Source organism: Mesorhizobium sp. B2-8-5, assembly GCF_006440675.2.
GTDB lineage: Bacteria > Pseudomonadota > Alphaproteobacteria > Rhizobiales > Rhizobiaceae > Mesorhizobium.
The window spans coordinates 5,692,012-5,718,698 of the sequence record NZ_CP083951.1 but is presented as its reverse complement, the minus strand read 5'-3'; the positions used below and the strand labels follow the sequence as shown (position 1 = coordinate 5,718,698).

The 26,687-nt window shown below is 64.7% G+C and carries 22 protein-coding genes; 10 read left to right on the top strand and 12 right to left on the bottom strand.

Annotation, left to right across the window (positions count from 1 at the left end; translation table 11 throughout):
* Window positions 1–26: 26 nt before the first annotated feature.
* Complete coding sequence (locus FJ430_RS28295; protein ID WP_140705232.1) at window positions 27–416, bottom strand: hypothetical protein; 390 nt, start codon at window positions 414–416, stop codon at window positions 27–29.
* 103 nt (window positions 417–519) lie between these two features.
* On the bottom strand, window positions 520–1,029 hold the full coding sequence (locus FJ430_RS28290) for a hypothetical protein (protein ID WP_181175347.1): 510 nt from the start codon (window positions 1,027–1,029) through the stop codon (window positions 520–522).
* Window positions 1,030–1,203: 174 nt separating this feature from the next.
* On the opposite strand from FJ430_RS28290, the gene FJ430_RS28285 reads away from it, so the two are divergent.
* The 3 genes from FJ430_RS28285 (at window position 1,204) to FJ430_RS28275 (ending at window position 4,371) form a co-directional block, all read left to right on the top strand.
* The gene (locus FJ430_RS28285) at window positions 1,204–2,166 is read left to right on the top strand and encodes an L-threonylcarbamoyladenylate synthase (protein WP_181175349.1); all 963 of its coding nucleotides are present in this window, start codon (window positions 1,204–1,206) and stop codon (window positions 2,164–2,166) included.
* 19 nt (window positions 2,167–2,185) lie between these two features.
* Window positions 2,186–3,619 (top strand): FAD-binding oxidoreductase, encoded by a 1,434-nt coding sequence (locus FJ430_RS28280; protein ID WP_140705236.1) that lies wholly within the window; start codon window positions 2,186–2,188, stop codon window positions 3,617–3,619.
* Window positions 3,620–3,804: 185 nt separating this feature from the next.
* Window positions 3,805–4,371 carry a DUF6101 family protein gene (locus tag FJ430_RS28275; RefSeq protein WP_140659537.1) on the top strand — a complete coding sequence of 189 codons (567 nt, stop codon included), beginning with the start codon at window positions 3,805–3,807 and terminating at the stop codon, window positions 4,369–4,371.
* A gap of 194 nt (window positions 4,372–4,565) precedes the next feature.
* On the opposite strand, the gene ubiA is transcribed toward FJ430_RS28275, so the two are convergent.
* Together ubiA and FJ430_RS28265 are read right to left on the bottom strand one after the other, a co-directional pair.
* Window positions 4,566–5,549 (bottom strand): 4-hydroxybenzoate octaprenyltransferase, encoded by a 984-nt coding sequence (ubiA, locus tag FJ430_RS28270; RefSeq protein ID WP_140705524.1) that lies wholly within the window; start codon window positions 5,547–5,549, stop codon window positions 4,566–4,568.
* A gap of 81 nt (window positions 5,550–5,630) precedes the next feature.
* Entirely contained in the window at window positions 5,631–6,542 is a 912-nt protein-coding gene (locus FJ430_RS28265) for a LysR family transcriptional regulator (protein ID WP_140705238.1), read from the bottom strand.
* A gap of 89 nt (window positions 6,543–6,631) precedes the next feature.
* Here FJ430_RS28265 and FJ430_RS28260 point away from each other — a divergent pair, with 89 nt between their 5' ends.
* Together FJ430_RS28260 and purD are read left to right on the top strand one after the other, a co-directional pair.
* A complete protein-coding gene (locus FJ430_RS28260) occupies window positions 6,632–7,426 on the top strand; it encodes a phytanoyl-CoA dioxygenase family protein (protein WP_140705240.1) in 795 nt (264 codons plus the stop codon).
* Between the two features lie 183 nt (window positions 7,427–7,609).
* Window positions 7,610–8,884, top strand: coding sequence for a phosphoribosylamine--glycine ligase (gene purD, locus FJ430_RS28255; protein WP_140705242.1), 1,275 nt, complete (start codon window positions 7,610–7,612; stop codon window positions 8,882–8,884).
* On the opposite strand, the gene FJ430_RS28250 is transcribed toward purD, so the two are convergent.
* From FJ430_RS28250 to FJ430_RS28225, 6 genes are all read right to left on the bottom strand, one after another.
* Complete coding sequence (locus FJ430_RS28250) at window positions 8,885–10,255, bottom strand: alpha-glucosidase/alpha-galactosidase (RefSeq protein ID WP_140705244.1); 1,371 nt, start codon at window positions 10,253–10,255, stop codon at window positions 8,885–8,887.
* 21 nt (window positions 10,256–10,276) lie between these two features.
* On the bottom strand, window positions 10,277–11,947 hold the full coding sequence (locus FJ430_RS28245) for an ABC transporter ATP-binding protein (protein WP_140705246.1): 1,671 nt from the start codon (window positions 11,945–11,947) through the stop codon (window positions 10,277–10,279).
* 9 nt (window positions 11,948–11,956) lie between these two features.
* Window positions 11,957–13,105 (bottom strand): ABC transporter permease, encoded by a 1,149-nt coding sequence (locus FJ430_RS28240; RefSeq protein ID WP_140705248.1) that lies wholly within the window; start codon window positions 13,103–13,105, stop codon window positions 11,957–11,959.
* Window positions 13,106–14,113, bottom strand: a complete 1,008-nt coding sequence (locus FJ430_RS28235; protein ID WP_140705250.1) for an ABC transporter permease — start codon at window positions 14,111–14,113, stop codon at window positions 13,106–13,108.
* Between the two features lie 112 nt (window positions 14,114–14,225).
* Complete coding sequence (locus FJ430_RS28230; RefSeq protein WP_140705252.1) at window positions 14,226–16,304, bottom strand: ABC transporter substrate-binding protein; 2,079 nt, start codon at window positions 16,302–16,304, stop codon at window positions 14,226–14,228.
* Between the two features lie 104 nt (window positions 16,305–16,408).
* Complete coding sequence (locus FJ430_RS28225) at window positions 16,409–17,875, bottom strand: alpha-glucosidase/alpha-galactosidase (protein ID WP_140705254.1); 1,467 nt, start codon at window positions 17,873–17,875, stop codon at window positions 16,409–16,411.
* A gap of 52 nt (window positions 17,876–17,927) precedes the next feature.
* Here FJ430_RS28225 and FJ430_RS28220 point away from each other — a divergent pair, with 52 nt between their 5' ends.
* Window positions 17,928–18,965, top strand: coding sequence for an AraC family ligand binding domain-containing protein (locus FJ430_RS28220; protein ID WP_413467807.1), 1,038 nt, complete (start codon window positions 17,928–17,930; stop codon window positions 18,963–18,965).
* Between the two features lie 6 nt (window positions 18,966–18,971).
* Here the strand turns inward: FJ430_RS28220 and FJ430_RS28215 are convergent, their stop codons facing one another.
* Both FJ430_RS28215 and FJ430_RS28210 read right to left on the bottom strand, forming a co-directional pair.
* Window positions 18,972–20,132, bottom strand: coding sequence for a glycoside hydrolase family 25 protein (locus tag FJ430_RS28215; RefSeq protein WP_140705256.1), 1,161 nt, complete (start codon window positions 20,130–20,132; stop codon window positions 18,972–18,974).
* Between the two features lie 45 nt (window positions 20,133–20,177).
* Entirely contained in the window at window positions 20,178–21,380 is a 1,203-nt protein-coding gene (locus FJ430_RS28210; protein WP_181175352.1) for an SGNH/GDSL hydrolase family protein, read from the bottom strand.
* Window positions 21,381–21,710: 330 nt separating this feature from the next.
* On the opposite strand from FJ430_RS28210, the gene FJ430_RS28205 reads away from it, so the two are divergent.
* The 4 genes from FJ430_RS28205 (at window position 21,711) to FJ430_RS28190 (ending at window position 26,537) form a co-directional block, all read left to right on the top strand.
* Entirely contained in the window at window positions 21,711–22,817 is a 1,107-nt protein-coding gene (locus tag FJ430_RS28205) for a sugar ABC transporter substrate-binding protein (RefSeq protein WP_140705261.1), read from the top strand.
* 66 nt (window positions 22,818–22,883) lie between these two features.
* The gene (locus tag FJ430_RS28200; protein WP_181175354.1) at window positions 22,884–24,446 is read left to right on the top strand and encodes a sugar ABC transporter ATP-binding protein; all 1,563 of its coding nucleotides are present in this window, start codon (window positions 22,884–22,886) and stop codon (window positions 24,444–24,446) included.
* Between the two features lie 16 nt (window positions 24,447–24,462).
* The gene (locus FJ430_RS28195) at window positions 24,463–25,413 is read left to right on the top strand and encodes an ABC transporter permease (protein WP_140705265.1); all 951 of its coding nucleotides are present in this window, start codon (window positions 24,463–24,465) and stop codon (window positions 25,411–25,413) included.
* 239 nt (window positions 25,414–25,652) lie between these two features.
* A complete protein-coding gene (locus FJ430_RS28190) occupies window positions 25,653–26,537 on the top strand; it encodes an AraC family transcriptional regulator (RefSeq protein ID WP_140705267.1) in 885 nt (294 codons plus the stop codon).
* Window positions 26,538–26,687 lie beyond the last annotated feature (150 nt).

Sequence of the window (26,687 nt, the reverse complement as noted above, 5' to 3'; positions counted from 1 at the left end):
CCGTCAATCGTCAGAAGCTGACCTAGTCAGTCTTCCACGATGCTGATCCGCACGCTGTCCGGATAGACGTCGACCTCGATCAGCGGCTCGCCATTGACGATCGCGCGCCAGGTCGAGTTGCTCATGGCGCCGCCGCGTCCCAGCATGCGCTGCAGGTCGGCGCGCGAGCCGTCGCTGCGGAACCAGGGATCGCCCTGGTCGTCGCCGTCACGCCGGTGGAACTTGTGCCAGTTGGCGCGGTCCTGCCGCACCATCTGCGCCGCGCTGCCGAGCGGATAGCCGTCGCTGGCGCGGTGATCGCGGTCGGAAATCCGCGCCGTGTAAGAGCCAAGCATATCATCGGCACTCGCCGTGCCCGCGCCCAGCGCGGTTGCCGCCATCAGGCCGGCGACGGCGATTGCTTTCGAAACAGTCATGAAATCCCCCTTTTTGAAACGCCAGCGCCATCGTGCCCGATCCGCATGACGGGGATCGGACAAAGTTCAAGCGCTAGCATATCGAGGTGGTATCCAGTGTGATCTACATCGCCTTGCCGACGCGCGGCAGTGGCTGGGCAGTTTGCGGTTGCGCCTGTGGCTGCGCATCGGCTGTCGCGCCTGGCTGGGCGGCGGTCTTGCCGCTGCCGTTCGAAGCGGACGCGGTGCCGTTCGCGGGCGTTGCCGGCGAAGTGCCGTTTGCCGGCGCGGTGGCGGCGGGTGTGGTTGTGGCTGTTGCGGGCTTGGCCGACGCGGTCGCCGCCGGCGCTGCGAAAGCGCCGCCGACAATACCGCCCCGGATGATCATCGGGGCCTGCTGGTGCCCGGATTTCTCGGGGATTGCCGCGACCTTTTCATCGGTGACGGCGGGCATAGGGTCGCCAAGCGCGATCATCGACGGCGTCGAGGCGGCGGACAGCTTGGTCGGCTCGATCGCATTCAGCCTGACGACGGAAGGTGTCGAGGTCGAGGGTCCGACCACGACGATCGACGAGGCATGTGCCGCGCCGTTCATCGCCAGAAGGCCGATACCGAATGCTCCAAGCAAACGCATCACAAGAACTCCCCAGCCCGCAACCGCATCAAACCCGCACCTTAGGACCGGCACATTGAAGCCGGCTTGCTTGAAAACTTAACATTTTAGGGATTGATAAATCGCCAATGCCCGCACTTGCCCGATGCAAGCGGCCGTATTACGGGACCGGCATGTTCAGGACTGGTGGCGAATTTGGCTGAGATACTGGCGATCGGCGAGGCTCTGGAGCGGGCTTTGGCGCTGCTCGAAGGCGGCGACGTCGTCGCCATTCCGACCGAGACGGTTTACGGCCTGGCCGGCGACGCCACCAATGGCGTTGCCGTGGCGCGCATTTTCGAGGCCAAGGGCCGGCCGCGCTTCAACCCGCTGATCGCCCATGTCGCGGATCGCGCCATGGCGGACCGTATCGCCGGCTTCGATCCTCTGTCGGCAAGATTGGCCGAAGCCTTCTGGCCCGGCCCGCTGACGCTGGTGCTGCCGCACAGGGCTGACAGCGGCATCCATCCGCTGGTCACCGCGGGGCTGGACACGATCGCGCTGCGCATGCCGCGCGGGTTCGGCGGCGGGCTGATCGCGCGGCTCGGCCGGCCGCTCGCGGCCCCCAGCGCCAATTCCTCCGGAAAGATCAGCGGCACGACGGCAGGCGCGGTCGCCGCCGATCTCGGTGACAGGATCAGGCTGGTCGTCGATGGTGGCGCGACGCCTGTCGGACTGGAATCGACTATTCTCAAGGTCGAGGACGGCAGGCTGCGGCTGCTGCGGCCCGGCGGCATCGGCGCCGAGGAGATCGAGGCGGTGGCCGGCGCGAAACTATCGCGCGGCGCGAGCGGCATCGAGGCGCCGGGCATGCTTGCCTCGCATTACGCGCCGGGCGCCGTGATGCGGCTTAATGTCGGGGACGTTGCCGAAGGCGAGGCTTTGCTTGCGTTCGGCCGCAATCGCGCCGAGGGCTGGGAACGGGCCGCTGCGTTGCGCAACCTCTCCGAAACGGGCGACCTGCGCGAGGCAGCCAGCAATCTGTTCGCCTTCATGCAGGCGCTCGATCGTGTCGGCGCCGCGACCATCGCCGTCGAGCCGATCCCGTTGGAGGGCCTGGGCGAGGCGATCAACGACCGGCTTGCCCGCGCCGCCGCGCCGCGTGACAAGCTCGCCTGAGCGCCCTAGGGTTTGTTTCATGAACGACCAGCCCTTCGATCTCGATCCCGCCGTCATCGACCGCTTCACGGCCATCGTCGGCGACAAATATGCCTTGCGCGACCAGGCCGACATCGCGCCTTACATCACCGAGCGGCGTGGCCTTTGGCATGGCCGGACATCGCTGGTGCTGCGCCCCGGCTGCGTCGAGGAAGTGAGCCGCATCATGCGGCTTGCGACCGAGACCGGAACGCCGATCGTGCCGCAGAGCGGCAACACCGGGCTGGTCGGCGCCCAGGTGCCGGACAAATCCGGACACGACATCGTGCTGTCGCTGTCCAGGCTGAACCGCATCCGCGAGATCGATGTCCTGTCGAATACGGTGACCGCCGAGGCCGGCGTCATCCTGCAGACGCTGCAGGAAGCGGCTGACGCCGCTGGCCGGCTGTTTCCGCTGTCGCTCGCCGCCCAAGGGTCCTGCCAGATCGGCGGCAATCTGTCCTCCAATGCCGGCGGCACCGGCGTGCTTGCTTACGGCAATGCGCGCGAGCTCTGCCTCGGCGTCGAGGTCGTGCTGCCGACCGGCGAGGTGTTCGACGATCTGCGCAAATTGAAGAAGGACAACACCGGCTACGATCTGAAGAACTTGTTCGTCGGCGCCGAAGGCACGCTCGGCATCATCACCGCCGCCGTGCTGAAGCTTTTCCCGAAGCCGAAAGGCAGGGAGGTCGCCTTTGCCGGCCTGCCGTCGTCCCCGCACGACGCGCTTTCGCTGTTCACACTGGCGATGGATCGAGCCGGCGCCTCGCTCACCGCTTTCGAGCTGATCGGCAAAAGACCCTACGACTTCACGCTCAAGCACGGGCAAGGCATCACCCGGCCGCTGGCCGACGACTGGCCATGGTATGTGCTGATGCAGGTCTCTTCCGGCCGTTCCGAAGAAGACGGCAGGGCGCTGATCGAAGAGATTCTTTCAGCCGGCCTTGAGCAAGGCATCGTCGGCGACGCGGTGGTCTCGGCAAGCCTTGCCCAGGGCGACGCTTTCTGGAATTTCCGCGAGACGCTCCCCGAGTGCCAGAAGCCCGAGGGCGCCTCGATCAAGCACGACATCTCCGTGCCGATCGCCTCGATCCCCGAGTTCATCGAAAAGGCGGCCGGTGTGGTGGAAGGGGTTTGCCCCGGCGCGCGTGTCGTCTGCTTCGGCCACATGGGCGACGGCAATCTTCACTACAACATCTCGCGTCCGGTGGATTGGGCGGACGAGGCGTTCCTCGAGCTCTACCATCCCATGAACAAGGCGGTGCACGATGTCGTGCGCTCCTTCCATGGCTCGATCTCGGCCGAGCACGGCATCGGCCAACTGAAGCGCGACGAGCTGATCGCCACGGCGCCGCCGATGGCGATCGACCTGATGCGGCGGGTAAAGGCGGCCTTCGATCCGGCCGGCATCATGAATCCCGGTAAGGTTATCTGATCCTTCCCCGATCAGGTGGCCGGTCGCATTCCGATAACCATCGGCTCAGATCAGCAAAATTTAACCGACTTTCTTAAGCGCGCCGGTAAGAAGCGAGCGCTAATGTTTCTTCCCATAACGAGGCCGGAAAAACCGGCCCTGAGAGAACCGGAAAACGGCCCTCAGGAATAACAGGGAAGACACCGATGAACACTGGGCTGAAGCCAGTCTGGGCCGGACGCAACATGCGTCTCGACCCGTTTCGCCTGCCGCAAATGGTGAGCTATGCCACGCGCGACGACTATGGCGATGTTACCTTCACCATCGACCAGCGCGGCGCGGTCATCCGCCGTGTGCTGGAGATGAGCGGCGTGCCGGCGATCATCGCACTGCCCCCCAATGCGTTCCGCGGCGTCGCCGCCCGCGCCATGGAGGATCCGGACGGCAACGTCACGGTGACGCTGGAACTGCTGCACAATGATCCGATGCTGTCGGTGCCGCTTCTGGTCGCCGACGACCTCGACGACGTCGCCGCCGACTGGCGCGCCTGGGCCGATGCCTATCGCCTGCCGATGCTTCTGATCGAGGCCGACGGCATAGCCCGCACGCTGGAAGAGTCGCTCGGCGCCGCCATCAAGGCGCTGCCGCCGCAGGAGCGCCGCAAGGGCCGCGTCTCCAACATGCGCCGCCCGCGCTTCCTTGCCCGCCGCAAGTCCGGCAACCTTGGCCTGAGACTGGTCATCGACGGCCAGGAGATTATCGCAAGGGAGTAGCCTTCTCCCCGTCACTATACGGAGAGAAGTGCCCGGCAGGGCGATGAGGGGCAGCGCCGACCTAGGTGTTTGGCGACCTCAAAACCCGATCACTCGCGACAGCGCCGCCGCATATTTCATTTAACCTCCAAGGTCGGCGCCGCCCCTCATCCGGCTGCCGCCACCTTCTCCCCGTGGAACGGGGAGAAGGAAGACTACACCAGTGGCTTCAGCCATATCCACACCGAACCGCCGATCAGGCCGAGGAACATCAGCCAGCCGACCTGGTTGTTCGACTTGAACAGCTTCAGGCACTGGTCCGGATTGTCGATGTCGAGCCGGATGATCTGGCGCGCCATATGCGCGCCGGCGGCGATCAGCCCGGCCAGCGCCACCACCGGCACTTGCGCCGAGGCGAAGGCGATGGCGAAGCAGACCAGCGCGCCGCCATAGAGCCCGACCAGCCAGGTCTTGGTGTTGTCGCCGAACAGCCGCGCCGTCGAGCGCACGCCGACGATGGCGTCGTCTTCCTTGTCCTGATGCGCATAGATCGTGTCGTAGCCGATCACCCACAGGATCGAGCCGATATAGAGCATGATGGCCGGATCATCGATGTCGCCGAACTCGACCGCCCAGCCCATCAGCGCGCCCCAGGAGAAGGCGAGCCCCAGCACGAATTGCGGCCAGTTGGTGATGCGCTTCATGAAGGGATAGACGGCCACGATCGCCAGCGAGGCGATGCCGAGCGGAATGGCGAAGCTGTTGAACTGCAACAGCACGGCAAGCCCGATAAGCGCCTGGATGATGACGAAAGCCCAGGCCTGGCGGCGCGTGACCTTGCCGGCCGGCAACGGCCGCGAGCGGGTGCGCTCGACCTGGTTGTCGATGTCCACGTCGGCGAGGTCGTTGTAGGCGCAGCCGGCGCCGCGCATGGCCACGGCGCCGACGAAAAACAGGAACAGGTACCAGGGCGCCGGAAGCAGCGTCAGCAGCGGGTCGGTCGGGCGCGGATAGGCGCCCGCGGCAAGTGCCGCCGACCACCAGCACGGCCACAACAAGAGCTGCCAGCCGATAGGCCGGTCCCAGCGCGCTAGCTGCGCGTAGGGCCAGAGCCAGCGCGGCAGCACCCGGTAGACCCAATGGCCGCTCGGCGCGTCGGCGACCCGGCCCTGTGCTGCTTTCGACTGGACGGTTTCCATCACGGTGGAGTGGCAGCAGCAAGAGGCGCCGTCAAGCGGCCGCGTTGTCGCTCAAGCGTTGAAAACTTGTGCGTTGAAGCCCTAGGCGGTGAAAACATCGTGACTGGCAAACCATGCCTTGGCGACGTCGATGAAGGTCACGGCCGCCTTCGACAGGCGCTGGCGCGTGTCATGGGTCAGGATGATGCGCTGCATGGGCAGCGGGTCGGAAAGCGGCTTGCAGACCAGCGGCAGCCCGTCATAGCTGCGGTCGCCATACGGCCTCGTATAGCTGACCGCGACGCCAAACCCGTTGGCCACCATGGAGCGCTGCAATTCGAACGAGCTCGTCGCCGCCCGGGCTATCGGCGACAGGCCGCGGGTAAGGAAAAGGTCCAGCATGTGCTGCCAGCTGTGCGGCTGGTCAGTGGTGATCAGCGGATGCTGCGCCAGTTCCGCCAGGCTGACGGCATGCTTGTCCGCAAGCTCATGGCCGGCCGGCAAAAGCGCGTGCGGCCGCAGCTCATGCAGCAGAATGCGCTTGAAATACCCGGGCAGGCCGAGATCGTAGGTGAGGCCGAGATCGACGGCGCTGTCGGCCAGCCGCCGCCCCAGCGTGTCGAAGGTTTCGTCGCCGATGACGACCGTGACGGCTGGGCAGCGCTCGGCGAAGGCGCGCATCAGCGCCGGCGCGAAATAGGGCGCCAGGTCCTCGAAGCAGCCGAGCACCAATTCGCCGCCGACATCGGCATCGCGCGATCCGAGCGCCGCGAGCTCGTCCGCTTCGCCCAGCACCTGCCTTGCCTTGGCGACGGCCCTGCGGCCGAAGGATGTCAGCGCAACGCCGCTTCCCCGCTGGCGCACGAACAGCTTCTGGCCAAGCGCGTCCTCGACATTGTCGATCGCCACCGAAATCGAAGGCTGCGAAACATTGAGCGCCGAGGCGGCCGCGGTCACGCTGCCATAGCGGGCCACGGCAACGACATAGCGCAACTGGGCGAGGGTCGGTCTCATAGGTAAAAACTATAAACTAGATGACAAGTTATTATTTTACACGATGTCCAGCGCTTGCGATAGTCGCTCGCCTAATCAAGGAGAGCGCCATGGCCAGCCCAAAGATCGATGCTTCGACGATTGCCGACTATCAGCGCGACGGCGCTGTCTGCATCCGCGGTGCCTTCAAGGACTGGGTCGATGTCATCGCCGACGGCATCGAGCGCAACATTGAGAACCGCAGCGCCACGGCTTCCGACATTGCCGGCGGCAAGGGCAGCTTCTTCGACGACTACTGCAACTGGGAGCGCATCCCGGAATTCGTCAGGATCGTCAGGGAATCGCCGGCCGCCGAGCTCGCGGCCGCGGTCATGCAGTCGCGCACCGCCCAGTTCTTCCACGATCACGTCCTGGTCAAGGAACCCGGCACGCAGAAGCCGACGCCGTGGCACCAGGACATTCCTTATTACTTCGTCGACGGCAGCCAGACGGTGAGCTTCTGGATCCCGATCGATCCGGTGAAGGAAGCGACGCTGAGGCTGATCGCCGGCTCGCACAAATGGGAAAAGATGGTGCTGCCGGTGCGTTGGCTGAACGACGACAACTTCTATGCCGGCGAGGGCGACTACCGGCCGGTGCCGGATCCCGACAACGACCCCTCGATGAAGGTGCTGGAATGGGAGATGGAACCTGGCGACGCCATCCTGTTCGACTTCCGCACGGCGCACGGCGCGCGCGGCAACCTGACCTCGGCGCGCCGCCGGGCGCTGTCGCTGCGCTGGGTCGGCGACGACGCGCGTTATGTCGAGCGTCCCGGCCGCACCTCGCCGCCCTATACCGGCCACGACATGAAGCCCGGCCAGAAATTGCGCGAGGACTGGTTCCCGGTCGTTTTCCAGAGCTAGAGTCGTCTTCCGGGCTTGAGTCGTTTTTCCGGCCCGGCCGGCGACGGGACTTGCCTCATTCCCCACGATGCGGGCCATGTTCCCGTGCGCAATTGCCGCCAAAATGCCAAGATGCCTTGACCCATCGCCCGCGGACCAATAGCGGGTTCTCTCGACGAGGACGATCGGCAGCAAGAGGTGGCCATGAATGTTCTTCTTCTCGGCTCGGGTGGCCGCGAACATGCGCTCGCCTGGAAGATGGCCGCCTCGCCGCTGCTGACGAAGCTCTACGCCTCGCCAGGCAATCCGGGCATCGGCCGTGTCGCCGAGCTGGTCAAGCTCGACGTCGCCGACCACTCCGCCGTCGCCTCCTTCTGCCAGGAGAAGAAGATCGACCTGGTCGTGGTCGGTCCGGAAGGTCCGCTGGTGGCCGGCATCGCCGACGACCTGCGCGCCTGGGGCATCCGCGTCTTCGGTCCCTCCAAGGCGGCTGCGCGGCTCGAGGGTTCGAAGGGCTTCACCAAGGATCTTTGCGCGAAGTTCAACATCCCGACCGCCGCCTATGGCCGCTTCAGCGACCTTGCCTCGGCAAAGGCCTATGTCGAGGAGACCGGCGCGCCGATCGTCATCAAGGCCGACGGCCTTGCCGCCGGCAAGGGCGTCACGATCGCCATGACGCTGGAGGAGGCGAACGCCGCGCTCGAAGCCTGTTTCGACGGCGCTTTCGGTGCCGCTGGAGCCGAGGTGGTGGTCGAGGAGTATCTGACCGGCGAGGAGGCGAGCTTCTTCTGCCTGTGCGACGGCGCCACGGCGCTGCCCTTCGGCACCGCGCAGGACCATAAGCGCGTCGGCGACGGCGATACCGGGCCGAACACCGGCGGCATGGGCGCCTATTCGCCGGCGCCGGTGATGACGCCGGAAATGACTGAGCGCACCATGCGCGAGATCATCGAGCCGACCATGCGCGGCATGGCCAATATCGGCGCGCCCTTCGCCGGCATCCTCTTCGCCGGCCTGATGATCACCGACAGCGGGCCGAAGCTTATCGAGTACAACACCCGCTTCGGCGATCCCGAATGCCAGGTGCTGATGATGCGGCTGAAGGACGACCTGCTCGTCCTGCTCAACGCCGCCGTCGACGGCCAGCTCGCGCATATGTCGGTGCGCTGGAGCGACGAGACGGCGTTGACCGTGGTGATGGCGGCAAGGGGCTATCCGGGCATGCCGGAAAAGGGCTCCGTCATCCGCGGTCTCGACAAGGTGGAAGGCGTCCAGGTCTTCCATGCCGGCACTGCCATCAATGGCGGCGCGCTGGTCGCCAATGGCGGGCGTGTGCTCAACGTCACCGCTTTGGGCGCCACCGTCGGCGAGGCGCAGGCAAAGGCCTACGCGGCGATCGATCGCATCGACTGGCCGCAAGGCTTTTATCGCCATGACATCGGCTGGCGCGCCGTCGAGCGCGAGAAGGGCGGCGGCTGATCAGGCGGCCTGGCTCCTGCTGCCGTTGCGTGCCCAGGCCGGCAGCCAGTCGCCGTGAGCGGCAAGCAGCTCGTCGACCAGTGACCAGATCTGGTCGAGGTCGAGCTCGGCCGCGGTATGCGGGTCCATCATCGCCGCATGGTAGATGTGCTCGCGGTTCTCGCTCATCAGCGCCCGCACCGTCAGTTCCTGGACGTTGATGTTGGTGCGGATCAGCGCCGTGAGCTGCGGCGGCAATTCGCCAATGTAAGTGGGCTGGATTCCGGAAGCATCGACCAAGCACGGCACTTCCGCCGCGCAATCGAAAGGCAGCGAGGTGATGCAGCCATTGTTGCGGACATTGCCGTAGATCACCGACGGCTCGCCGGTCCACACCGAATTCATGATCGAGGAGGCATATTCCCTGGACTGCTCGACCTCGATCCGGTCCGCCGAGCGGTAGGCTTCCGCCTGGCCCTTCCAGCGCTCGATCTGCTCGATGCAGCGTTTTGGATATTCGTCGAGCGGGATGCCATATTTCTCGATCAGGTCGGGGCGGCCGTCCTTGATGAAATAGGGCGTGTACTCGGCGAAATGCTCGGAGCTTTCGGTGACGAAATAGCCGAGCCGGGTCAGCATCTCGTAGCGCACCTTGTTCGGGCAGCGCGGGTTCCAGCCGGGCTTCGGCGCGCGGCCCTCGCGATAGGCGCGGAGAAGGTCGGGATAAAGGTCGCGGTAGGAACCGTCCGGTTGGCGATGCTCGAACTTGAGATAAAACGCCATGTGGTTGATGCCGGCCGAGCGGTAGCGGATCTCGTCATAGGGAAGGTCGAGGTCGTGCGCCAGTTCCATCGCCGTGCCCTGCACCGAATGGCAAAGCCCGACCTGTTTGATCGCGGGATATTTCTCCGCGATCGCCCAGGTGTTGATCGCCATCGGGTTGACATATTGCAGCATGATCGCCTCCGGGCAGACGGCGAGCATGTCCTCGCAGATCTTCCATAGATGCGGCACCGTCCTTAAGCCCCGCATGATGCCGCCGACGCCGAGCGTGTCGGCGATCGTCTGGCGGAGGCCGTATTTCTTCGGCACCTCGAAGTCGGTGACGGTGCAGGGCTCGTAGCCGCCGATCTGGAAGGCGACGACGACGAAGTCGGCGCCGGAGAGCGCCTTGCGCTGGTCCGAATAGGTCTCGGCCTTCGCCTTGACGCCGAGCGTCGCGATCAGCTTGTTGACGACAACAGCGCTCTCTTCCAGCCGCTGCGGATTGATGTCCATCAATGCGATGGTGGCGCCCGATAGCGCCGGCCGCTGCAGCACGTCGCCGACGATGTTCTTCATGAACACCGTCGAGCCGGCGCCGATGAACGTGATCCTGGGATTTCTTGCCACTTTAAAGCCTCCGGCACTTCTCTAAGCCACGTCGAAAGCGGCCCTGACGAGCCGTTCGGTGTAGGCGGTCTTGGGATTGGAAAGGACCTCGTCGACGGGCCCCTGCTCGACGATCTTGCCATGCTGCATGACGATGACGCGGTGGCACAGCGCCCGCACCACCTTGAGGTCGTGCGAGATGAACAGATAGCTCAGGCCGCGCTCGTCCTGCAGCTTTCGCAACAGGTCGATGATCTGCGCCTGCACCGAAAGGTCCAGCGCCGAAGTCGGCTCGTCGAGCAGGATGAATTCGGGCTCCAGCGCAATCGCCCGCGCGATCGCGATGCGCTGCCGCTGGCCGCCGGAGAATTCATGCGGGAAGCGCGACAGGATGTTGCCGGGCATGCCGGCGCTGGCCAGCGCCTCGCGCACCCGTTCGTTCCGCTCGCGCCGCGTCGCGCCCAACCGGTTGACGACCAGCCCTTCCTCGATGATCTGGCCGATCGTCATGCGCGGATTGAGCGAGGAGAAAGGATCCTGGAACACGATCTGCATGCGCGAGCGCAACGGCCGCATTCCGGCGCGTGACAGCTTCTCGATCGGCTGTCCGTCGAAGCGGATCTCGCCGCGCTTGGCGTCGATCAGCCTGAGCAGCGCCTGGCCGAATGTGGTCTTGCCGGAACCGGATTCGCCGACCAGTCCCAGCGTCTCGTGACGGCAAAGTTTCAGGTCGAGATCGTCGACGGCGACCAGTTCGCGCCAGTCCGGCTTCATGAAAGAGCCGTGGCGCAGCATGAAACAGACGCGCACGCCATTTGCCTCGAGGATCGTGCGGGACTTGTCGGGCAGCACCTTCGGCCGTCCGCGCGGCTCGGAGGCGAGCAGCCGCTGCGTGTAGGGATGCTGGGGATTGGCGAAGAGCCGCTCGGTGACGTTGTGCTCGCGCATCTCGCCATGCTGCATGACATAGACGTAGTCGGAAAACTTACGCACCACGGTGAGGTCGTGGGTGATCAGGATCACCGCCATCCGCAGTTCCTTCTGCAGGTTGCGGATCAGGTTCAGGATCTGCGCCTGCACGGTGACGTCGAGCGCCGTGGTGGGCTCGTCGGCGATCAGCACGTCGGGGTCGTTGGCCAAGGCCATGGCGATCATGACGCGCTGGCGCTGGCCGCCGGAGAGCTGGTGCGGATATTGCTTGAGCCGCGCCTCCGGCTCGGGGATCTGGACATGCCGCAGGAGTTCGAGCGCGCGCGCCCAGGCTTGCCTGCGGCCCACCTTGCGGTGCACCCGGATCGCTTCGACGATCTGGCCGCCGACCGTGTAGATCGGGTTGAGCGAGCTCATCGGCTCCTGGAAGATCATCGAGATGCGGTTGCCGCGCAGCTTGCGCCGGGCGCTCTCGGGGAACTTCAGGATGTTCTGCCCGAGATAGTCGACGCTCGATCTCGGCGACACCGTCGCGCGGCGCGACAACAGCCCCATGACGGTGCGCGCCGTCACCGACTTGCCGGAACCGGACTCGCCGACGATCGCGATCGTCTCGCCGCGATAGAGCTGGAAGGAGACGTCCTTCACCGCCTCGACGGTGCCGTGCTCGACCTTGAAGGCGACCTCGATGTTGCGGGCGTCGATCACAGGCTGATCACGGCGACCGCCATGATCATGCCGGACGGCCGGTGCGAAATTGTCTGCGAGCGCGATCGTCGTCATCCGGTCACCTCAATAGGGATCGACGGCATCGCGCAGGCCGTCGCCCAGCGCGTTGAAGGCAAAGACGGTGATCAGCACGAAGCCGACCGGCGATAGGATCCATGGATAGGTGCCGATGACCGAATAGGTCGCGGTGTCCTGCAGCATCAGGCCCCAGGAGATCAGCGGCGGCTTGACCGCGAAGCCGAGGAAGCCGAGGAAGGATTCGAGCAGCACCACCGTAGGGATCGCCAGCGTCACGGCGACGATCACATGGCTCATCACATTGGGGAAGATATGCTGCATGATGATGCGCCGGTCGGTGGCGCCGACCGCCATGGCGGCGCGCACATAGTCGATGCGCGCGAGCGCCAGCGTCTTGCCGCGCACCTCGCGCGACATCTGCGCCCAGCCCAGCGCCGACATGACGATGATGACGAAGGCGAGGAAGACATTCGTCGGCGCGGTGACCGGGATCAGCGTCGTCAGGGCCAGATAGAGCGGCAGTTGCGGGAAGGCGAGCACAAGCTCGACGAAGCGCTGCATCCAGACGTCGAACCGGCCGCCGAAATAGCCGGAGATCATGCCGACGCTGGTGCCGATGACCGTGATGATGAAGACCACCGTCAGCGCGATCATCAGCGACACGCGCGAGCCGTGGATGGCGCGCGACAGCACGTCGCGGCCGAACTTGTCGGTGCCGAGGAAATGCACCGGCTGGCCGTCCATCGAGGCGAAGAAATGCCGGTTCGCCGGAATGAGGCCGAGAAGCTTGTAGGGCGCGCCTTCGACGAAAAAGCCGAGCAGCCGCGGATGATCGTAGTCGGGGCCGACGATCGGCTGGAAGGTGACCGGATCGAGATCGGCCGAATCGGCCAGCGCATAGACTCGCGGCCGCGCGACGAAATTGCCGTCCTTGTCGTGGAAAGCGGGCAGTTGCGGCGGCGCGAAGGCGACGTCGGTCGCCTTGGGGTCCATCGGCGCCAGGAATTCGGCGAACACCGCCATGACCAGCAGCAGGACGACCAGCCAAAGCCCGGCCATGCCGGTCCAGGAGCGCTTCAGCCGGCGCCAGACGAGCGCGATGTAGCTCTCATTGCCATGCGCGGCTTCGGCTTTGGTTATGCCTTCGGCCGGCAAGGGCGTAAGGGGCGGGGGTGAGGGATCGCGGGCCAGCATCTAGCGCTCCCCGAATTGGCGGATGCGCGGGTCGAGCAGGACGAGCAGCATGTCGGCGATGATGTTGCCGACGATCAGCGTCGCCGACAGCACCATCATGAAGGTGGCCGTGACATAGACGTCGCCGACCGCCATGGAACCGACGATCGCCGGGCCGACGGTGGGCAGCGCGAAGATGATCGCCGTCTCGATCTCGCCGGTGAGCATATAGGGCAGCACCACGCCCTGATACATCACCAAAGGATGCAGCGCGTTGGGCACGGCATGCCGCATCACCACGGCGCCGCCGGTCAGGCCCTTGGCCTTGGCCGTCTCGACATATTGCGCGTTGAGCGTGTCGAGCAGATTGCCGCGCATGACGCGCATATTGTAGGCGAGGCCGCCGAAGGTCGCGATCGCCACGACCGGCCAGACATGCTTGATGAGGTCGACGAGCTTCGCCCACGACCATGGCGCGCCGCCATATTGCGCCGAGAAGAACGAGCCGATCTCGGAGACGTTGAACTGGAAGACCAGCAGATAGACGATGATCAGCGCCATCAGGAAGCGCGGCACCGTCATGCCGAGGAACGAGATCGCCGAAAGCGTCGAGTCGATCCAGGAATACTGCCGCGTCGCCGCCCATATGCCGAAGGTGATGCCGAGAACCGAGGCGAGCAGATGGCAGACCAGCGCCAGAAGGAGCGTTCGCGGCAGGCGCTCGCCGACCACGTCGGCCACCGGCTTGTTGTAATAGAGGCTGTAGCCGAAATCGCCGCGGGTGACGATGCCGCCGATCCAGTTGAGGTACTGGACGGGCAGCGGCTTATCGAGGCCATGCTCGACGCGGTAGGCCTGGGCCTGCGCTTCAGCCTCGGCGTAGGACGCGCCGCCCTGGTTGATCAGCTGCGAGCGGATGTAATCGGCATAGTCGCCGGGCGGCGCCTGGATGATGGCGAAGGTGACGAGGCTCAAAATGGCGAGGACGGGAAGCGCCGACGCTATGCGCATAAGCAGGAATCGCAGCATGGACGGTCAGCTTCCTTTCTGGCCGGTCGCTCCCTGAGGTGCGTTCGGAGATTCTGTTTGTCCGGCCGCGCCGCGGCGCGGCCGGACGTCTTTTCGTCAGGGGAGGTAAACCTTACATCGGACCCTTGTCACCCGGTTTGCCGGGAAGCTCCTCCGGATACAATTCGTGCTTCGCCTGCTTGTCGGCGGCGACGAAGACACGTTCGCGGACGATCGAATCCTCGGCCCAGTTGAACATGTAGATCGGTGTGCCTTGCGGGATGTTGGAGAAGCGCTTGTTGATGATGAGCGCGCCCGGATACTCGGTCAGCCCGACATTGTAGACATGCTCGGTCGATATCCTCTGGAACTTTCGCATCAGGTCGGCACGCTGGTCGTTGTCCTGCGTCGTCACGAACTTGTTGACGATATCGACGAGGTCCTTCTCGAAGGGCATCAGGTCGACCTCGCCGCTTTCCGGCGCGCGATGATTCCAACTGGTCTTCGGGCCGACGGGAGCAAGTTGTTCGGTGTTTTGAACCACTGAGGTCAGCTCGGTCTCGTTGCGCCGGATCAGCCAGTCGAAACGGCCGGAATATTGGATGGCGTCGCGCTGCGTTCCGTTGACCCCGTTGAGGACGACTCTCAGCCCGAGCTTTTCCATCTGCGCGACCACGCCTTCGGCAAGGCTCTTGTCGGTCGTGTAATCGTTGTTGACCAGCATCACGATCTCGACATTCTTGCCCCCGGCGGTGCCGGCCGGGAAGTTGACTATGCCGTCGCCGTCGGTGTCCTTGAGCCCGGCCTTGGCAAGCTCGGCCTTGGCGCCTTCGAGATCGAACGGATAGTAGACCGTCGACTTGCGGTCGTAGAAGCTGGTGCCCGACGAGAAGCCGCCGGGATAGATGGCGGTGAACGGACCCTTGACAAGCGAGTCGCCCAGCGCCTTGCGGTCGAGCGCCATGGTCACCGCCTTGCGGAAGTCCTCGTTGCGGTTCAACTCGCGCACTGCCTGACTGCGCTCGTCCGGGTTGCCCCAGCCATTGGCGGAAAAATTCATGCGCAGATTGTAGCCGATGAGGCGCGGGCCGAAGGCAAGCCGGGCCGGCGCGTTCGAGTCGGCCGCGCGCTTCAGCGAGGCGACGAAATTTTCCGGCTGCTCGAGGTTCGAGAAGTCGCCGGAGCCCGCCACCGCCTGGACGTCGCGGTCGGCCCAGGTCGACAGCTTGTATTGCAGCTCGTTGAGATAGGGCAGCTGGTTGCCCTTTTCGTCGACCTTCCAATAGTAGGGGTTGCGCCGCATGACGATGATATCGTCCGGCCGGTATTCGACCGGCACCCAGGCGCCCATCACCGGCATGTTCATATAGTCCGGTGGGAAGGCATTCTTGAACTGGTCGTAGGTGTTCTTCGAATATTTCGGATGCTGCGGCTTGAGGATATGCGAAGGGCCGGGACAGAAGGTGCCGTAGGCCATCGCGTAGAGATATTGCCGCGGGAACGCCTCCTTGAACGTCCACTCGACGGTGTAGTCGTCGATCTTCTTCAGCGTCGTGCCGACGCCGAAGGTTTCGGGCGTGGCGCCGTTCAGCGGCGAGACGTTGGGATCGACGACCTCGTCATCCCAGTAGAACATGACGTCGTCGGCGTTGAAGGGCGCGCCGTCGGACCACTTGGCGCCTTCGATCAGATGCATGGTGAGCTTGTGGCCGTCGCTCGACCAGTCCCAGCTCTTGGCGAGGTTCGGCAGCGGCTCGGTGTCCTTGGCCTCGACCTGGAACAGCGGCGCCGTGCGCGTCAGGCATTCGGACAGGCCGATATCGATCCCGCCCCAACCCTGCGTCTGGCCTGCGCCGTAGTTCCAGCCCTCCGGCCTGCCGCCGATGACGTGACGCATCGTGTCGCCGTAGACGCCGATGCCGTCCGGCATGTTGCCCGTCTTGAAGACCAGCGGCTCCTTGGGCAACCGGTCCTTGACCGGCGGCAGTTTGCCGGTCTTGACGTATCTCTCCGTCACCCAGTCCGGCTCGTGATATTCGGGCAGCGCCTTGAACTCCAGGATGGAGTCGCGCGCCACATAGTGGATCTTGCCCTCGGCCGGGAACGTCGCCGGCTCGGGCGGGATCGTCGGCTCGGATGCCAAGGCGTATGCCGGAACGGCAACGTTCATCGCCAGTCCGGCGGCAAAGCCAATTCTGCGTAAGGTCCTCATCGTCTCCTCCCAGTTGTTTGGACGCCTGCTGCTGCCCGCCTCTTGTTTCTGGACGGCTGATCCGCCGGACGCGCCTCCTGCGCGTCCGCCTGCTTGCCGGGATCTCAGCCGGCCTGTTTCAGCGCCGCCTTTTCGGCGCGCAATTCCTCGATCGAGCGGACGCTGCGGCGCGCCGCGCCCGCCCATTCGCGGGTCTTGACCTTGGATTTCGAAAGCCGCTCCTTTGCCGCCGGAACGGCATGCGCATATTGCGGCAGCCATTGGGACTGAGCGACGACCATCTCGTCCACCATCTGCCAGACCTCTTCCGGCGTCGACACGGCTCCAACCAGCGGATCGTGCAGCACGGCGAGCTTGAGCAGGTCGATGTCGCCAGCGATCGCCGCGTGCACCGACATGCGCTGGACGTTGATCGAGGCCATGCAAGTCGCCGCGCAGGCCTCCGGCAGCGTGATGCCGGCGGCCATGTTGATGCCGAAGCGGTCGACGAAGCCGGGCGACTCGATGATGGCGTCCTGTGGCAGGTTGGTGATCACGCCGTCGTTCTTGACGTTGAAATGGCCGCGATAGACGCGATTGGTCTCAAGCGCTTCCAGAATGTGGCTGGCGTGTTCGTTGGAGCGGTTGGCCGGATCGATCGGCTTCGACGCCGCTTCGAGGAATTGCGGATACTCCGTTTCGAACCAGTTGCGGGTCTCGGTAGAGTAGCGCAGATAGCCGCCGGTCTCGCCATGGATCCAGTCGGACATGTCGATCCAGCGCGTGATCTCCTCGGGGCGCTTGCGGTACCAGGGCAGATATTCCGACAGATGCCCGTTGCTTTCGGTCGAGTAGACGCCGAAGCGCTTCAGCACATCGATGCGCAGCTTTTCCTGCTTCGAATAGACCGGATGCGCCTCGAAGGCGTCGACCAGCTCGTCCTTGCTGATCGGCCGGCCGTTCAGCCTGAGCTCGATGAACCAGGTCTGGTGGTTGATGCCGGAGCAGACATAGTCGAGCTCCTTGGGCGATTTCGCGCCGAGCACCTCGGCGATCTGCTCGGCGCCGTGCTGGACGCCGTGGCAGAGCCCGACCGTGTCGACCTTGCCGTACTCGATCGCCGCCCATGTGTTCATGGCCATGGGGTTGGCATAGTTGAGGAACTTGGCGTTGGTATCGGCGACCTCGCGAATATCCCGGCAGAAGTCGAGGATCACCGGAATGTTGCGCTGACCGTAGAGAATGCCGCCGGCGCAGATCGTGTCGCCGACGCATTGGTCGATGCCATATTTGAGCGGGATGCGAATGTCGTCGGCATAGGCTTCGAGCCCGCCGACGCGCACGCAGCTGATGATGTAGCGCGCGCCCTCCAGCGCCTCGCGGCGGTTCGTGGTCGCCGTCACCCTGGTCGGCAATCTGTTCGCCTCGACGATCCGGTCGAGGATCGCCTTGATCATCGCCAGATTGTGCTCGCTGACATCGGTCAGCGCGAATTCGATGTCCTTGAATTCCGGCACGCACAGGATGTCGGTGAACAGCTTCTTGGTGAATCCGACGCTGCCGGCGCCGATAATAGCGATTTTGAAACTCATCACCTTCACCTCGATCCAATCGAATGCTAGGCAAGGAGCAGCAAGGGAGGATATGGCCGCACGCAACAGCGCGCCCGCCACTCAAAGCCGGAAATCCGGCTCTTTTCTCCTCCCGCCCGCTCCTCGACCGCGGGTCTTTCGCGTCTTGAGGGCCGGATTATGCGCTTATTCGTCGGCGCGGCCAGAGAAGGATTATGCTTTCGAGGGTAATTTTGTGCTGCAGGACCTGATCGCCAACGGAAAGCTGATGCGCACGATCTCGCTGCCGCGCGGCCGCCAGCGCCTGCATGCCATGCCGACCAGCACGGGCTACGAGCTGCGCGAGGGCGAGACCTACGACTGGGACGGCAGGAAGCGTGGCCAGACCCCGTTCACGGTCCTCCAGCATACGATCAGCGGCACCGGCCAATTGCGCTACGAGAGCCGCAACTACCGTCTGCAGGCGAACGACACGCTGCTGGTTCTGGTGCCGCACAACCATCGCTACTGGTTGGCCAAGGGCGACCGCTGGGAATATTTCTGGATCTCGATGAATGGCGAGGAGGCGCTGCGCATCCACAAGTCCATCCTCAGCGTCTCAGGCCCGGTGCTCCGGCTGCAGCAGGCGACCATTGATCACCTTGCCGATTGCAGCCTGCGCCTGATCAAGGGTGCGGCTTCGCCCGGCGCCGCCTCGGCGATCGCCTATGAGGCGGCGATGGCGCTCTACGACGATGTCTTCGGCTCGCACGCCTTCGCCGAAAAACAAAGCGCCATGCAGCCGGTCATCGACCACATCAACGCCAATCTCGACAAGCCGCTGCCGGTGGCGGAGCTGGTCGAAATCAGCGGCCTCAGCCGCGCCCATTTCTCGCGCTGCTTCGCCGAGAGCGAAGGACTGCCCCCGGCTGAATTCGTCCTGCAGCAGCGACTGCAGCGGGCGGCGAAACTCCTGACCAAGGCGGATTTCCTGCCGGTCAAGGAAGTCGCGGTGCTGTGCGGCTTCGAGGACGCGAACTACTTCTCCAAGGTCTTTCGCCGCTGTTACGGCATCAATCCGACGCAGTTCCGCACCACCGGCATGTATGCCAGCCTGGGCAACCACCGCTGAAGCATATCAGCGCTTGGCCTCAAGCGTTGTCGAGGCGGTGCTCACCGGGTCGGCCGCCGCGGCAAACGCTGCGGCGATCTGCTCGGGCGTGCGCTGCCCGGACCGTTTCCAGGCAACATATTGCACGATGCCGAAACCCGGCCGCGTCGGCACCGTCTTCACCACCGGCATGCGGAACCCGCCGCGGAATTTCTCCCAGCGCGCGCCGAGCACCGCGACCATCTCCTCGACGGTCGGCGGCGTCGCCACATCGGCATAGGTGATGGTGGCTTTCCCGGCGAGCGCCGCCTGGCGCGACAGCGGCACCGGGATCGAAGCCAGGTAATCGGACGGCACGTCGATCAGGCCGCCGAAGGCCCACTGCTGGCGCAATTCGTCGGCGCTCATCGGCGCGACGTTGACGTCGATGTCGTGGGGCGTGCCCGGCACGCGGTAAGGGCAGGAGAAACGGCCGCAATTGGCCTGCGCCGAGAATTGCCACAGCGCGTAGCCCTGCCAGTTGCCCATCGGGAAATGCACGTCGATGTCGGGCTTGTAGCGCGCGTACCACAGCGGCAGCCGTGACAGGAGCCGATACTGGTAGCGATTTTCGGCGATGTACTGGGCGGTCTTGCCGTTGACATAGAGCACCGGGAAGCGGCCGAGGCGGCGATGCACCTGGCGCACGAATTCCTCGGCGTCCTCCAGCGACATCCATTGCGTGGCATCGATGCCTTCGATGTCGAGGGCCATCAGCTCATCCGGCGCCGGCTCGGCGAAATCGATGAAATTGTTGGCCTGCTCGACCGGGTTGCCGGGGCGGGCGAGGTGATAGGCGCCCCATTTCAGGCCAAGCGCCTTGGCCACCACCTTGCGCGTCTGGAACAATTCGCGCGTCACCGCATAGCGTTTCCATTGCGCCTTGCAGAGTTTGACATCGGCCTCGGCGCCGAAGCAGAAATAGGGCGGCGGCAGCCCGTCGGACGCCTTGTTGATGAAGCCGGCGATGCGCTTGTCGGTGACGAGTTGCTGCCAGTCGATCGAATTGTATTCGTAGGCGTCGATCACCAGCGGGCGGTCGGCATTCTTCCACGGCTCGGAGAAATCCGAGGCCTGTGCCACCGTGCCCAGCGCAACCGCCGCCGCGAGAAGCGCCAGGCGGCGAAGAGGGCGCGCCGGCTTTTTCAATCAGGGTGTCCCCACTGACCAGGGATCGATCCTGAACCGCTATGGTTAAGGAAGTGCTTCGATCGCCTGTGTCGTCGGCGGGCCGAAAAGATCGAGGTCGAAGAGATCGGCCATCGCCTTGTAGCCGGCATCGGACGGGTGCAGGCCGTCACCGCAGTCGAATTCCGGACGAATGCGGGAGCTGTCTTTCGGGTCGGCCAGCGCCCGGTCGAAATCGATGACGGCATCGGCGGGACTGGAGGCTCTTATCCAATCGTTGACGGAGCGGCGCACCCGTTCTTTCTCGGGCGAGTGGAACGTGCGCAGGGCCTCGCCCGCGAACGCGCCGGCACAGGGCGTGAGCGTGCCCTGGATGACTTTGATGCGGCGCATGTGGGCGCGCGCGATCAGTTGCCGGTAGCTGCCGACCAGATCCTCCAGCGAGACGGCCTCGGCCGGCCCTGCCAGCATCGTTCCCGGCCAGCCGATGTCGTTGATGCCTTCCAGTAGCACCATCTGGCCGACATTGGGCAGGCCGAGCACATCGCGGTCGAAACGAGCGAGCGCGCTCGCGCCGCGTGCCCGGCTCGCGGTCACCCGGTTGCCGCCGATGCCATGGTTGAGAACGCCGAGACGGCCAAGCAATCCGGCCGCCGAAAGCCGCTCGGCCAGGCGATCCGGCCATCTGGCGTTCGCATCCACCGTCGATCCGAAGCCGTCGGTTATGGAATCGCCGAAGCAGACGATCGAGCGGCTGTCGGCCTCGCATTCGACAAGAACGGCCGTCAGGAAATAGCGGCTGGTGGAGGTCTGCTGCAAGGGCATGCGCTCGGCGTGAACGAACTCGCCGTAATCGGAAATATAGGCGGTCTGCTGGGCCTCGTAGTGATAGGTCTGGATCGGCGCGAAACCGCTGAAATATAGGCTGACGGCGACGTCACAGAGGTCGCCGGCCGCGAGCTCGACCGGGTCGCTCAAAAGCGGCGCGCCGGGCAAGATCCTGGCTGCGCGCGAGCCGCCGAAGGTCAACCGGCGCAAACTCCCGCCCTCGATGCTGCCGCCGTCGGCGGCCCTGGCGATGGATGCCGCGCCGATGTCGATCGGGTCGCTGCCATGCTCGTTCGAAAGCCGCACACAAAAGCGCGTGCCACCCTTGCTGATGCGCACAACCTGCCTGACCGTCTGGTTGTGGAAGCCGTAAAGAACGGCATCGCCCGGCCAGACATTCATCGGGCTGGCGGCCCACGTTCCCATCCAATGTCCGGTCATCCCGTCGCCTCCTCGTGGATCGAGCAGCGGCAACGCTAGCAACGCGCGGTTGGCTTCACCACCAGAAATCCGATGCCTGCCTGGTACTTTCTTGCTCTCGGCTTGCCTCTGCATCCAGCGCAGGACCGCCGCCATCACGGTCGCGCTCGAAGCACAAGAAAGTATCGGTCACGCGTCAGGGGCGTGGTGGCATCGCCATTTTCGCTTGGTTAGCTTTTCCGTCGTAGCAGCCGGCAGTGGAGGAGCCTTTGCCGGCCAGCGAGCGGTTTCGCGGGCTGGTGCGTGTCGCACCCGCGACCGGTCAATTGCCTTTGGGAAGGGAGGATAACCATGTCGAACATCATGAATTTCAGACTGAGCCGCCGAGCTTTGCTCGCAAGCGCCGCGGCGGGCGCCGCCGCTGGCGTAATGGCCCGAAGCGGTTCCGCCGGCGCGCAGGAGCTCTCGAAAGTGGTGGCCTGGGAAACGCCCTATCTCGGCTTTTTCTTTTTCGTCGTCCTGCAGGAGGCGTTGAAGCGCAAGGCCGAAAGCCTGGGACTGCAATTCGTCGGCAAGGATGCCAACGGCGATTCCAACGCGCAGGTGAACGACTGGAACAGCCTGCTGCTGCAGAAGCCGCGCTACCTCATCTCGGACGCGCTCGATTCCGAACTGCTCATCCCGCTTACGAAGAAGGCCAAGTCGCTTGGCGTTCCGGTCGGCATGGTCGACACGCCGCTCACCGGCGGCACCGTCGCCGCTTCGGTCACCTTCGACAATCGTCAGTCGGGCGTCATGGCGGCCGAAAAGACGGCCGAACTGCTGACCAAGAAATATGGTTCGCCCAAGGGCAGCGTGCTGAACAATTACGGCTCGCTGACGGCGGTCGCCCTGCGCAACCGCAAGGAGGGTTTCGAGGAGACCTTGCAGTCCAAATACAAGGACATCGAGATCATCTCGCGGCCGCAGAACAACCAGCATGAAGAGGCTTTGGCCGTCGTCTCCGCCACACTGCGCGAGCGCCCCGACCTCGACGCCATCCACATGCCCACCGACATCTTCGTCGTCGATGCCCGCAAGGCCATGGAGACGCAGAAGCGGCTCTTCCCGGTCGGTCATGAGAAGCACATCATCCTGACCAGCATCGACGCCTCGCCCAACGCGCTCGAATGGGTCAAGGCCGGCGAGATCGATGCCGACATCGCCCAGGATCCGATCGCCTATGTCGAGATCGTCGTGGATCTGCTGGAGCAGTACACGCTCAAGGGTCAGCGGGTGCCGACCGGACCGTATGAGAACAAGAAGTACTTCTGGGAGAAGGGAACGATCGCCGACAGCCCGTCCGGGCCGCTCCTGACCATACCACCCTACTTCCTGACCAAGGAGAACGCCGACGATCCGCGCCACTGGGCCAACGTCGTCACCAAGGTCTGGAAGATGGAACAGAACGCCGGTTGAGAACCGGCGGGCGAGGGCGCGCGGTATCGGCCGCGCCCTCCTTGACCTGGAATGGGGAGGCGGCCGATGACGCAGTCAGATCGCGAGCCGGCAGACGGCGCACGCGGGACACGCGAAGGGCCGTTTGCTGCGGCGACGCCGTCCGGCCGGCCCGTGCTGGTCGTCGACAATGTCTTCAAGGCATACGGGCCGGTTTCGGCGCTCGACGGCGTGTCGCTGTCTGTACGCAAGGGCGCGATCCACGGCCTGCTCGGCAAGAACGGCGCCGGCAAATCGACGCTGTCCAATGTCATCGCCGGCTTCGTGCGCGCCGACGCGGGCAATATCCTGCTCGACGGCGAGGATGTCTCGTCGCTGTCGCTCACCGCGCGCAACAAGCGTGGGTTGTATCTGCTGTCGCAGCACTCCGAGATTTTCGAGGACCTGTCGATCGGCGAGAACCTGCTTTTGCCGAACCTACCGCGCCGCCGCGGCCTGGTCGACTGGGGCAAACTGCACCGGCAGGCCGCCCTTCTCCTGGAAAGTCACGCCATGCACGTCCCCTCGCGGCGGCGCGCGGGGGATCTCAATGCCAGCGACCGCAGGCGGCTCGCCATCATCAAGGCCGTGGCCGGCGATGCCAGGCTGATCATCCTCGACGAACCGACGGCGGGGCTTGCGGCGCGCGAGCGCCAGCATCTCATGGGATGGGTCGAGGCGCTGACCGCCCAAGGCACGTCCTTCGTCTATATCTCGCATCACAATGACGAAGTCCGCCAGCTTTGCAGCGAATACACCGTGCTGCGCGACGGCAAGGTCGCAGCAGGCGGCGTCGCAGGATCGCTGTCCGCCGACGGCATGGCGCGGCTGATCACCGGAAGCGATGTGAAGGAATTCCGGCGCGACAGGTCGGCGGCACCAAAGCCCCCGGTCGTCAAGATAGACGATCTGTGCTTCCCCGGCGGCGGCCCGGTCGATCTCACCATCGGTCGCGGTGAAATCGTCGGGCTTGTCGGGCTGCTTGGCGAGGGCCCGCAAGAGCTGCTGCGCACGCTCGGCGGGCTCCTCCCGGTCATGTCCGGCCGCGTTCTGGTCGACGGCCGCCCGGTCCGGCTCGGTTCGCCGGCCCACAGCCTTGCCGCCGGCATCGCCTATCTGACGCATGACCGTATCGGCGAAGGGCATGTCGCTTCGATGTCCATCGCGGAAAACCTCAGCCTCGGCAACTGGCCTCGCCAGGCCGGATGGGCGATCAGCCGCTCCGGCATGCTCGGCCGCGTGCGCCGGGCGCGCGCGGCAATGGACGTCGTGATGGACGGGCCGGATCAGGAAATCCGCAAGCTCAGTGGCGGCAACCAACAGAAAATCCTGCTTGGCCGCCTGCTGGAGCGAAATCCGGCGATCCTGCTGCTCGACGAACCGACGATCGGCGTCGACGTGGCGGCGAAGGAACACATCCATCGCCTCATCGATGACGCCACCAAACGCGGCGTCGCGGTCCTGCTGATCGCGCAGGATCCCGACGAGATGCAGCGGCTGGTCGACCGCGTGGTCGTCTTTTCCAAGGGCCGCATCGAACGCTCGCTTTCGGCCGAGGGCCTGACGGTCGGCGCCATCGCCGACGCCAGGTCCCTGAGGGAAAAACCATGACAGGACGCAGGACGACATGAACGGCAGGAAATTCCTTCTCGACAATGTGGTGTGGATACTGATCATCGTCTTCAGCCTCCTTGCCGGCGTCCTCAATCCGTTCTTCCTGTCGGAAGGCAACCTGCAGAACGTGCTGGTGCAGGCCACCACGCTGGGCGTGCTGGTGCTGGCCGTGTCCTTCACGCTGCTGATCGGCGAAATCGATCTGTCGGTCGTCGGCAATCTCGTCTTTTCCGGCATGATCGGCGCCTATGCCATGCAGGAATACGGCGCGCACTGGACCGTCGCCGTCGCGGTGACCGTGCTGACGGGCACGTTTATTGGCGCCGTCAACGGCTATTTCGTCTCCTACATGCGGATGAACTCGCTCATCGCCTCGCTGGCCATGGGGCTGTTCCTGCAGGGCGCGGTGCTCGGCGCCACGCAGGCCCGCACGCTGGTCATAGCCGATGAAGGATACGCCTATATCGGCAGCGCGACGATCGGCACATGGCCGATCATGCCGGTCGCGCTGTTCGTTATCTATCTGGCGGCGCATATCGTGCTTGCCTATTCGGCCTGGGGCCGCAATCTCTACGCCACCGGCGGCAACCGGCGGGCCGCGCATGCGGCCGGCATCAACGTGCGGCGCGCTCGGCTCGGCGCTTTCGCCGCGTCAGGCTTCCTTGCCGGTCTCGCCGGCTTCCTCTACGCGTCCTATCTCGGCGGCGTGAGCGTCACCGTGGGCAGCACGACCCTGCTCTACGCGGTCGCGGCTCCTGTCATCGGCGGCGTATCCCTGCTTGGCGGGCGCGGACGGGTGCTCGGTATTCTCGGCGGCACGCTCCTCATCACGGTCATCCAGACCGGGCTGCAGCTGATCAACGTGTCCGCCTATTACATTCAGATGATTGGCGGCGCGATGATCCTGCTGGCGATTGCCGTCGACGCTTTCCGGGTGCGTGGCGAGGAGCAGGGATCGGTCTGAGTGCGGGGTGTTTCTCGGTGCGCGCCGCACACCGCATCCGTTGCTGTTTATGTTCGTGAGCCGTTCTCCATCTGCTCCGAAACGTCAAAAAAGTATCGGTCGGGTGGACAAGCCGTGGTGGCAGGCGCTTCAATTGCCGCCTAAGCTTTCAATCGCGGCGGCCAGTGGGAATACACGGGTTGCCCAACGAAGCGCAGCAACCGGTCACAAGACCGGACCCGCGCGGGGAGGAAATGAAGATGAATCCGGACCTGGAAGTCGTCCAGATCAGACAGGGAGAGTCGTTCAAGGCCTGGGCCCACGGCTATCCTTTCCGCACCGTGCGCTGGCACTTCCATCCTGAATACGAGCTGCATCTGGTCGTCGCCACCACCGGCCGCTATTTCGTCGGCGACTTCATCGGCGAGTTCGAGCCGGGCAATCTGGTGCTCACCGGGCCCAACCTGCCGCACAACTGGGTCAGCGACGTGCCGCCGGGCGAGACCGTGCCGCTGCGCGGCCGCGTCGTGCAGTTCTCCGAAGAATTCATCGCCGAGGCTTCCGCCGCGCTGCCCGAACTTGCCGCCTGCGCCGGCATCCTCGAAACCAGCCGACGCGGCGCGCTGTTCTCGGCGGCGACGGCTGAGCTCGCGGCGCCCTTGCTGGCGGAGCTTACCGAGGCGCAGGGCGTGCGCCGCCTGTCGCTGTTCATGGCCGTGCTCGATATCTTGAACCGCGCCGGCGACGTCCGCACGCTGGCCAGCGCCGGCTATCTGCCCGACCCGTCCGGCTTCATGTCGGCCGGCATCAACCAGGCGCTCGCCTATATCAACTGCCACCTGACCGAGCCCTTCAGCGAAGGCACTCTGGCCGAGATCGCCGGGCGCAGTCCGAGCGCCTTCTCGCGCAGCTTCCGCCGGCACACCGGAATGGCGCTGGTGCAGTATGTCAACCGGCTGCGCATCAACCTCGCCTGCCAGCTGCTGATGAGCGAGGCGCAGATGTCGATCACCGAAATCTGCTACGCCGCCGGCTACAACAACATCTCGAATTTCAACCGCCAGTTCCTGGCGCAGAAAGGCATGTCGCCTTCGCGCTTCAGGGCCTTGCTGGCTGAGAACATCAACGCGGAGATTGCCGCCTAACAGGGAGGAAGCGGGAGGAGCTTAGAGCAATTACGAAGCGGTTGAACGCGGCGACCTTGCCGTAGCCTCCGTCCGGAATTGCGTCAAACAAAGAGACATTCAGGGAAGGAAGGACGCGGGGTGCAGGTCACCCTGTGCTGGGAATCGCTT

What these genes read in the sequence shown, in the direction of transcription:
- FJ430_RS28260 (WP_140705240.1), top strand. Translation starts at nt 6,632, where the DNA reads ATGGCCAGCCCAAAGATCGATGCTTCGACGATTGCCGACTATCAGCGC.
- FJ430_RS28190 (WP_140705267.1), top strand. Translation starts at nt 25,653, where the DNA reads ATGAATCCGGACCTGGAAGTCGTCCAGATCAGACAGGGAGAGTCGTTC.
- FJ430_RS28230 (WP_140705252.1), bottom strand. Translation starts at nt 16,304, where the DNA reads ATGAGGACCTTACGCAGAATTGGCTTTGCCGCCGGACTGGCGATGAAC.
- FJ430_RS28195 (WP_140705265.1), top strand. Translation starts at nt 24,463, where the DNA reads ATGAACGGCAGGAAATTCCTTCTCGACAATGTGGTGTGGATACTGATC.
- FJ430_RS28240 (WP_140705248.1), bottom strand. Translation starts at nt 13,105, where the DNA reads ATGCTGGCCCGCGATCCCTCACCCCCGCCCCTTACGCCCTTGCCGGCC.
- FJ430_RS28235 (WP_140705250.1), bottom strand. Translation starts at nt 14,113, where the DNA reads ATGCTGCGATTCCTGCTTATGCGCATAGCGTCGGCGCTTCCCGTCCTC.
- FJ430_RS28265 (WP_140705238.1), bottom strand. Translation starts at nt 6,542, where the DNA reads ATGAGACCGACCCTCGCCCAGTTGCGCTATGTCGTTGCCGTGGCCCGC.
- FJ430_RS28225 (WP_140705254.1), bottom strand. Translation starts at nt 17,875, where the DNA reads ATGAGTTTCAAAATCGCTATTATCGGCGCCGGCAGCGTCGGATTCACC.
- FJ430_RS28220 (WP_413467807.1), top strand. Translation starts at nt 17,928, where the DNA reads ATGGCCGCACGCAACAGCGCGCCCGCCACTCAAAGCCGGAAATCCGGC.
- FJ430_RS28275 (WP_140659537.1), top strand. Translation starts at nt 3,805, where the DNA reads ATGAACACTGGGCTGAAGCCAGTCTGGGCCGGACGCAACATGCGTCTC.
- FJ430_RS28280 (WP_140705236.1), top strand. Translation starts at nt 2,186, where the DNA reads ATGAACGACCAGCCCTTCGATCTCGATCCCGCCGTCATCGACCGCTTC.
- purD (WP_140705242.1), top strand. Translation starts at nt 7,610, where the DNA reads ATGAATGTTCTTCTTCTCGGCTCGGGTGGCCGCGAACATGCGCTCGCC.
- ubiA (WP_140705524.1), bottom strand. Translation starts at nt 5,549, where the DNA reads ATGGAAACCGTCCAGTCGAAAGCAGCACAGGGCCGGGTCGCCGACGCG.
- FJ430_RS28245 (WP_140705246.1), bottom strand. Translation starts at nt 11,947, where the DNA reads ATGACGACGATCGCGCTCGCAGACAATTTCGCACCGGCCGTCCGGCAT.
- FJ430_RS28210 (WP_181175352.1), bottom strand. Translation starts at nt 21,380, where the DNA reads ATGACCGGACATTGGATGGGAACGTGGGCCGCCAGCCCGATGAATGTC.
- FJ430_RS28295 (WP_140705232.1), bottom strand. Translation starts at nt 416, where the DNA reads ATGACTGTTTCGAAAGCAATCGCCGTCGCCGGCCTGATGGCGGCAACC.
- FJ430_RS28290 (WP_181175347.1), bottom strand. Translation starts at nt 1,029, where the DNA reads ATGCGTTTGCTTGGAGCATTCGGTATCGGCCTTCTGGCGATGAACGGC.
- FJ430_RS28200 (WP_181175354.1), top strand. Translation starts at nt 22,884, where the DNA reads ATGACGCAGTCAGATCGCGAGCCGGCAGACGGCGCACGCGGGACACGC.
- FJ430_RS28205 (WP_140705261.1), top strand. Translation starts at nt 21,711, where the DNA reads ATGTCGAACATCATGAATTTCAGACTGAGCCGCCGAGCTTTGCTCGCA.